This window comes from Pseudomonas sp. L-22-4S-12 (assembly GCF_009799935.1).
Taxonomy (GTDB): Bacteria; Pseudomonadota; Gammaproteobacteria; order Pseudomonadales; family Pseudomonadaceae; genus Aquipseudomonas.
Window position 1 is genome coordinate 26,171 of sequence record NZ_WELL01000015.1, and the last position, 7,748, is coordinate 33,918.

At 64.5% G+C, this 7,748-nt stretch carries 7 protein-coding genes and 1 pseudogene; 4 read left to right on the plus strand and 4 right to left on the minus strand.

What is annotated here, in order from left to right:
* Nucleotides 1-204: 204 nt before the first annotated feature.
* Complete coding sequence (gene bfr / locus F3I16_RS20870) at nt 205-675, plus strand: bacterioferritin (RefSeq protein ID WP_160495445.1); 471 nt, start codon at nt 205-207, stop codon at nt 673-675.
* A 55-nt stretch (nt 676-730) separates the two neighbouring features.
* On the opposite strand, the gene grxD is transcribed toward bfr, so the two are convergent.
* From grxD to F3I16_RS20885, 3 genes are all read right to left on the minus strand, one after another.
* Complete coding sequence (grxD, locus tag F3I16_RS20875) at nt 731-1,060, minus strand: Grx4 family monothiol glutaredoxin (RefSeq protein ID WP_160079218.1); 330 nt, start codon at nt 1,058-1,060, stop codon at nt 731-733.
* Between the two features lie 140 nt (nt 1,061-1,200).
* Nucleotides 1,201-3,309, minus strand: a complete 2,109-nt coding sequence (locus F3I16_RS20880) for a molybdopterin oxidoreductase family protein (RefSeq protein WP_160495446.1) — start codon at nt 3,307-3,309, stop codon at nt 1,201-1,203.
* Nucleotides 3,310-3,493: 184 nt separating this feature from the next.
* Nucleotides 3,494-3,925, minus strand: a complete 432-nt coding sequence (locus F3I16_RS20885; RefSeq protein WP_160495447.1) for a hypothetical protein — start codon at nt 3,923-3,925, stop codon at nt 3,494-3,496.
* Nucleotides 3,926-4,248: 323 nt separating this feature from the next.
* Between F3I16_RS20885 and argF the strand changes: the two genes are divergently transcribed.
* Nucleotides 4,249-5,169 (plus strand): ornithine carbamoyltransferase, encoded by a 921-nt coding sequence (gene argF / locus F3I16_RS20890; protein WP_160495448.1) that lies wholly within the window; start codon nt 4,249-4,251, stop codon nt 5,167-5,169.
* A complete protein-coding gene (locus F3I16_RS20895; protein ID WP_160495449.1) occupies nt 5,166-6,272 on the plus strand; it encodes an ABC transporter ATP-binding protein in 1,107 nt (368 codons plus the stop codon). The genes argF and F3I16_RS20895 overlap by 4 nt, the downstream gene beginning before the upstream one ends.
* 167 nt (nt 6,273-6,439) lie before the next feature.
* Here the strand turns inward: F3I16_RS20895 and F3I16_RS20900 are convergent, their stop codons facing one another.
* A complete protein-coding gene (locus tag F3I16_RS20900; RefSeq protein ID WP_160495450.1) occupies nt 6,440-7,219 on the minus strand; it encodes a PhzF family phenazine biosynthesis protein in 780 nt (259 codons plus the stop codon).
* 336 nt (nt 7,220-7,555) lie between these two features.
* On the opposite strand from F3I16_RS20900, the pseudogene F3I16_RS20905 reads away from it, so the two are divergent.
* Nucleotides 7,556-7,748, plus strand: a pseudogene (locus F3I16_RS20905) (hypothetical protein); the annotation flags it as partial.

Genomic DNA, 7,748 nt, shown 5'->3' on the forward strand with positions numbered 1-7,748 from the left:
GGCGACCGCCTCATAAGCAGGCCCGCCACTGTTCTTGAGACCCTGCACTTATTCACTGGTTTCAATGGCTTAGCGTCCGGATGCAGAATTTAAGCATTCTTACTTTTATTAAATATCGTATGTTTTTCAGATACTTAGATTTGACGAAGAACAACTCCCGGAGCAGACTCAAACGTTATTCAAACCCGCTCAGCGAGGCCAGCCATGAAAGGCGACAAGAAAGTCATCCAACATCTGAACAAGATCCTTGGCAACGAGCTGGTGGCCATCAACCAATACTTCCTGCATGCGCGCATGTACGAGGACTGGGGCCTGAAAAAACTCGGCGAGCACGAGTATCACGAATCCATCGACGAGATGAAGCATGCGGACAAGCTGATCAAGCGCATCCTCTTCCTCGAAGGCCTGCCCAACCTGCAGGACCTGGGCAAGCTGATGATCGGCGAGAACACCAAGGAGATGCTGGCCAGCGACCTCAAGCTGGAACACCAGGCCATCCCCGACCTGAAAGCCGCCATCGCCTACTGCGAGAGCGTCGGCGACTACGGCACCCGCGAGCTGCTGGAAGACATCCTCGAATCCGAGGAAGAGCACATCGACTGGCTGGAGACCCAGATCGGCCTGATCGCCAAGATCGGCCTGGAAAACTACCTGCAGTCGCAGATGGACGAATAATCCGCTGCAATGAAAAAGCCCCGCATTCGCGGGGCTTTTTCATTGCAGCGGCGAATTACTCGGCGCTGGCTTTCTGTGCGGCTTCCTTGATCAGGGTCTGCAGCTCACCCTTCTCGAACATCTCGGTCATGATGTCGCTGCCGCCGACCAGCTCACCGGCCACCCACAGCTGCGGGAAGGTCGGCCAGTTGGCGTACTTCGGCAGGTTGGCGCGGATTTCCGGGTTCTGCAGGATGTCCACATAGGCGAATTTCTCGCCACAGGCCATCACCACCTGCGCAGCCTTCGACGAAAAACCGCACTGCGGCGCATTCGGCGAGCCTTTCATGTACAGCAGGATGGTGTTGTTGGCGATCTGCTCTTTGATGGTATCGATAATATCCACGACTCACCTCGTCTGAACTTTCCCGGACTGCCCCGGACTGGATGGGGCGATTGTAACCGAAAATCCCAGTTGCGGGCTCGGGTTAAGCCAGTGCGCTAGATCCCCTCCCCCGCTACCCGCGGTCACACCTGCCAGCAGGCTCAAGCCGCCTGGATACGCACCGGCACCCCGTTCAGCGCGGCGTTACCGGATACCGCATCGAGGTGGCGCTCGTCGGTCAGGTCGTTGGCGCTGGCGCCGGGCTGAGCGCTGGCAATCGCCATCTGCACCCCCGGGCGGGCATGGCCCCAGCCGTGCGGCAGGCTGACCACGCCGGGCATCATGTCCTCGCTGCCCACTACCTCCACCTCGATGGCGCCCACCCGCGACTCGATGCGCACGCGCTGGCCATCGCTGAGGCTGCGCCCGGCCATGTCCTGCGGGTTCATCAACAGTTGATGACGCGGCTTGCCCTTCACCAGGCGCTGGTAGTTGTGCATCCAGGAGTTGTTGCTGCGCACATGGCGGCGGCCGATCAGCATCAGCTCACCCTCGCCCGCCTGCGGTTGCGCGGCGAAACGGGCGAGGTCGGCGACCAGCAGCGCCGGAGCGGCCTCGACGGCTCTGGACTCGGTCTTCAGGCGCCCGCCCAGGTTCGGCTGCAGCGGCCCCAGGTCGAGGCCATGGGGCTGCTCGCGGAGTACCGCCAGGCTGAGTTTGTGCGGCGACTGCTCGCCGTAGGGACCGAAGCGCAGACCCAGGTCGATCATCTGCTGTGGCGTCTTGGTCGGTTTCAGCTCGTTGCCGACCTTGGCGGCGAAGGCCTGGGCCAGGCCGACGAAGATTTCCCAGTCGTCCAGCGCGCCCGCCGGCTTGTCCAGCACCGCCTCGTTGAAGCGGGTGACGTTGCGCACGGCGAAGGCATTGAAGGTGCTGTCGTAGTGATCGTGCTCCAGCGGCGCGGTGGGCGGCAGGATCAGGTCGGCGTAACGGGTGGTTTCATTGATATAGAGGTCGATGCTCAGCATGAACTCCAGCCCCTCCAGCGCCTGCTCCAGCTGGCGACCGTTGGGGGTGGACAGCACCGGGTTGCCGGCCACGGTGATCAGCGCGCGCACCTGGCCTTCGCCGGGGGTGAGCATCTCCTCGGCCAGCGCCGCCACCGGCAGCTCGCCGCCGTATTCCGGCAGGCTGGAAACCCGGCTCTGCCAGACATTGAAATGGCCACCGGCAGTGCTCGCCACCAGGTCCAGCGCCGGCGTGGTGCACAGCGCCCCGCCCGGCTGGTCGAGGTTGCCGGTGACCAGGTTGATCAGCTGGATCAGCCAGTGACAAAGGCTGCCGAAGGCCTGGGTCGATACGCCCATGCGCCCGTAGCACACCGCCGACTCGGCGCCGGCGAAGTCCCGCGCCAGCTGGCGGATGCTCGCCGCCGGCACGCCGCAGCGGCTGCTCATGGCCTCGGCGGTGAACTCGGCAATCGCCGCCCGCACCTGCTCCAGGCCGTTGACCGACAGGTGGCTGGCGCGGGTCAGGCCCTCGTCGAACAGGGTATTGAGCAGGCCCAGGAGCAAGGCTGCATCGTTGCCGGGGCGGACGAACAGGTGCTGGTCGGCCATCGCCGCCGTCTCGCTACGGCGCGGGTCGACCACAACCAGCTTGCCGCCGCGCGCCTTGAGCGCCTTGAGGCGTTTCTCCACGTCCGGCACGGTCATCAGGCTGCCGTTGGAGGCCAGCGGGTTGCCGCCGAGGATCAGCATGAATTGGGTGTGGTCGATGTCCGGAATCGGCAGCAGGAAACCGTGGCCGTACATCAGGTAGCTGGTCAGGTGATGCGGCAGCTGGTCCACCGAGGTGGCGGAGTAGCGGTTGCGCGTCTTCAGCTGGCCGAGGAAGTAGTTGCTGTGGGTCATCAACCCGTAGTTGTGCACGCTGGGATTGCCCTGGTACACGGCCACGGCGTTCTTGCCGTGGCGTTCCTGGATGGCCGCCAGGCGCTCGGCGACCAGGGCGAAGGCCTCGTCCCAGCCAATTGGCTGCCACTCGCTGCCGTTGCGGCGCATGGGTTGGCGCAGGCGGTCGGGGTCGTGCTGGATGTCCTGCAGGGCGACGGCCTTGGGGCAGATATGGCCGCGACTGAAGCTGTCCTGGGCATCGCCCTTGATCGACAGGATCTGCTGGCTGCCGTCGGCCAGGCGTTCGGTTTCGATGGTCAGGCCGCAGATGGCCTCGCACAGGTGGCAGGCACGGTGGTGGAGGGTCTTGCTCATGACTGGCCTCACATTCTTGTTCGAGACGACCGGTCGGGTCGTGGAAACAGGACTATGGAGGCTAGTGGAAGGCTTGGCCAGTGGCCTAAGTTTCATGAATCGGCGGGCATCATGCCCGCCGATTCAACAGCGCATCAATGGATCGGGCCGGACCCGACTGCAGGCAGCCGGGTTGCCAGGCGGATCAACGAATGGCGCTGATGGTGCCCTTGTTGCCGGTCACTTTGACGTTGACGGCCTTGAACACCATGTAATCCTGCACGCTCACTTCGTAGCGCGGCGCGACGATCAGATCGGCACCGGAGGATTTGACTGCCTTGAAGGCAGCCGCGGATTTGGCGGCAGCTACCGGGTCCAGACCCAGAGCGAAACCACCTTCGCCACCACCATAGGTTACGCCGTCAGCGAACTGGCTATCACCACCCAGCTTGAACATGCCGAACAGGATGTTCACCGAAGACTCGCCCGTGATGGACTCGCCGACTTTCACGTCCGCTTTCAGGTTGGTTTGCACTTCACCATTGAGCGGGGCACTCGGCTGGCTGTAGTTCTGGCTGGCACAGCCAGTCAGCAGGGCGAGAGCGGAAAAGGCGGCGGCATAGGCTACGTGTTTCATGCAAGACTCCTTTGCATTGAAAATCCATTGATGCCCAGTTGCTGGACATGTCTGCCTGGTCAGGCGGGGCGCATGGTAGGAGCCGGCCTGAGCCACCGGCAACCCGACATGTCACTTTTGTGACGCCGGCCGCAAGCGGAATAATCTCCCGTTCCAGGGTGTTGCAATGGCCGGCAACGCCGCTCATTTGCCCCCGCGCGGCATTTGCTTATAAGATCGCGCCTTCCCCATTTGTCGCCCCCACGCGGCTCCAACCGCTGCCCGGCCTGCTTTTCCCCGGAAAAACCGCGCAGCGATAGTTGTAGAAATTAAGGTAGTGAATGATGAGCGCCAGGCACTTTCTCTCGTTGATGGATTGCACCCCTCAGGAACTGAGTGGGCTGATCCGTCGCGCCATCGAGCTGAAGGACCTGCGCCGGCGCGGCGTATTGTTCGAGCCGCTGAAGAACCGCGTGCTGGGCATGATCTTCGAGAAGGCCTCGACCCGCACCCGCCTGTCGTTCGAAGCCGGCATGATCCAGCTCGGCGGCCAGGCCATCTTCCTCTCCCCGCGCGATACCCAGCTGGGCCGCGGCGAGCCGATCGGCGACAGCGCCATCGTCATGTCGAGCATGCTCGATGCGGTGATGATCCGTACCTACGCCCACAGCACCCTCACCGAGTTCGCCGCCCACTCGCGGGTGCCGGTGATCAATGGCCTGTCCGATGACCTGCACCCCTGCCAGCTGCTGGCCGACATGCAGACCTTCATCGAGCAGCGCGGCTCGATCCAGGGCAAGACCGTGGCCTGGATCGGCGACGGCAACAACATGTGCAACACCTATATCGAGGCCGCCCTGCAGTTCGACTTCCAGCTGCGCGTGGCCTGCCCGCAAGGCTACGAGCCGAATGCCGAGCTGCTCAAGGCCGCCGGCGAGCGCGTGCAGATCGTCCGCGAGCCGCTGGCCGCGGTGGCCGGCGCGCACCTGGTGAGCACCGACGTGTGGACCTCCATGGGCCAGGAAGAGGAAGCCGCCGAGCGCCTCAAGCTGTTCGCCCCCTACCAGGTCAACCGCGCCCTGCTGGATGCCGCCGACCCGTCGGTGATCTTCCTGCACTGCCTGCCGGCCCACCGGGGCGAGGAGATCAGCATGGATCTGCTCGACGACCCGCGTTCGCAGGCCTGGGAGCAGGCGGAGAACCGCCTGCATGCGCAGAAGGCGCTGCTCGAATTCCTCGTCGAACCGGCTTACCACCACGCATGAGCCAGCCCCTGCTGCTCAATCTGCGCGAGCTGGCCTGCGGCTACCAGGAGCATCCGGTGGTGCAGCAGCTCAACCTGCACCTCAATGCCGGCGACATCGGCTGCCTGCTCGGCCCCTCCGGTTGCGGCAAGACCACTACCCTGCGCGCGATTGCCGGCTTCGAACCGGTGCTGGCCGGCGAGATCTCCCTGGGTGGCAACGTGATCTCGCGTGCCGGCTTCACCCTGGCCCCGGAGAAGCGCCGCATCGGCATGGTGTTTCAGGACTACGCCCTGTTCCCGCACCTGAGCGTGGCGGAAAACATCGCCTTCGGCATCCGCAAGCACCCCGAGCGCGAGCGCATCACCGAGGAGCTGCTGGAGCTGGTCAAGCTGGCCCAGCTGGGCAGGCGTTATCCCCACGAGCTGTCCGGCGGCCAGCAGCAACGCGTGGCCCTGGCCCGCGCCCTGGCGCCGGAACCGCAGCTGCTGCTGCTCGACGAACCGTTTTCCAACCTCGATGGCGAACTGCGCCGGCGTCTCAGCCATGAGGTGCGCGACATCCTCAAGGCGCGCGGCACCAGCGCCATCCTGGTGACCCACGACCAGGAAGAAGCCTTCGCCGTCAGCGACCACGTCGGCGTGTTCAAGGACGGCCGGCTGGAGCAGTGGGATACCCCGTTCAACCTCTACCACGAGCCGCTGACGCCCTTCGTCGCCAGCTTCGTCGGCCAGGGCTACTTCATCCGCGGCCAGCTGCTGACCCCGGACACGGTACAGACCGAACTCGGCGTGATCCGCGGCAACCGCGCCTACACCTGGGCGCCCGGCAGCTCGGTGGACGTGCTGCTGCGCCCGGACGACATCGTCTACGACCCGGACAGCGAGCAGAAGGCGCAGATCGTCGGCAAGACCTTCCTCGGCGCGGCCACCCTGTACCGCCTGCAACTGGCGACCGGCACCCAGCTGGAAGCGATCTTCCCCAGCCATGCCGACCACCTGCCGGGCCAGCAGGTGGGCATCCGCGTGGCGGCCGACCACCTGGTGGTGTTCCCCGCCCAGGGCAGCATCGCCGCCCAGGTCAACCTGGGTGAGTCCGGCGTGCGCCGCGCCAGCAGCAACTGATCGGCATCCGCCCTACGAACCGCCTTCTGTAGGAGCCAGCCCCGGGCTCGCCAGGCGGCTGCATTCCGGTAGGTTGTGGTTGAGCGCAGCGAGACCCAACGAGGCAGCCGCGAGGTGGGCTCGTTGGGCTTCGTCGCTGTGCTTCTCAACCCAACCTACACAATCGATTACAGGAACAGCGTACCGCCCGCCACCAGCACCGCCTGGCCGGCGATCTTCACCCGCTCGCCGGCCAGGCTGCAGTGCAGCTCGCCACCACGGGCCGAACACTGAAATGCGCGCAGTTCGTTCTTGCCCAGGCGCGCGGCCCAGTAAGGCGTCAGCAGGCAATGGGTGGCGCCGGTCACCGGGTCTTCGTCGATGCCGATGCCCGGGGCGAAGTAGCGCGAGACGAAGTCATGCTTGAGCCCCGGCGCGGTGACGATCACCCCCAGCCCCGGCAGCTTGGCCAGGGCCTTCATGTCCGGCTGGCAAGCGCGCACCGCCTGCTCCGACTCCAGCACCGCGAGCAATTCGTTGCCCTGCAGCGCCGCCAGCACCGGCTGGCCCAGCGCCTGCTCCAGCTCGATGCTGACCACCGTCTCGCTGGCATGCGCCAGCGGGAAGTCCAGAATCAGCCGGCCGTTGTCGCGGCTGACGCTGAGCGCCCCGGACAGGCAGCTGAAGTCCAGGCGCTCGCCGGGCTCGTCATACAGCTCGAACAGGGCGTAGGCGCTGGCCAGGGTGGCATGGCCGCACAAGGGCATTTCCACCGTCGGGGTGAACCAGCGGATATGCCAACCGGCGCCCTCGCGCACCACGAAAGCCGTCTCGGCCTGGTTGTGCTCGGCGGCAATCTGTTGCATCAGGCTGTCGGCCAGCCAGGCATCCAGGCGGTAGACCACCGCCGGATTGCCGCTGAAGGGACGGTCGGTGAAAGCGTCGATCTGATGAAACTCGAGGTGCATGGTTGCGCTCCTTGGGGTGATGGCCAGCATGCCGCGTCCGCACGGGCTGCGCCCGTTACAGTCGCGGCCTATTACGGCACTACAGCTGCACTGTATCAATGCGCGGCGAACGAGCGCAGTGCATCAATCAATCGCAAAAAGTTCTTAAAAAGTCATTAATCCTTAATAAATCAGAAGCTTATGAAATCTGGCACGCCGCCTGCTATGGCCAACCCCGGTCAGCACAACGGCGTGTCTGCCACTCAACCGACAACGACGTCATAGCATCCCCTCCCTCGTGGAGCCGTGGACGCTGTGACGTTTTTTTTGCGTTTTTTGGCCCACAGGAAGACCGCTATGCGCATGATGAAACTGTCCCTGCTGTCGCTGGCCGTTGCCAGCAGCACCCTCAGCCACGCCGCCTTCGCCGCAGAAGACTTCAGCAACCTGTTCACCCAGGGCAAACCGATCCTCGACGCCCGCTACCGCTTCGAGCACGTCGACCAGGACAACGCCCTCAAGCACGCCAACGCCCAGACCCTGCGCACCC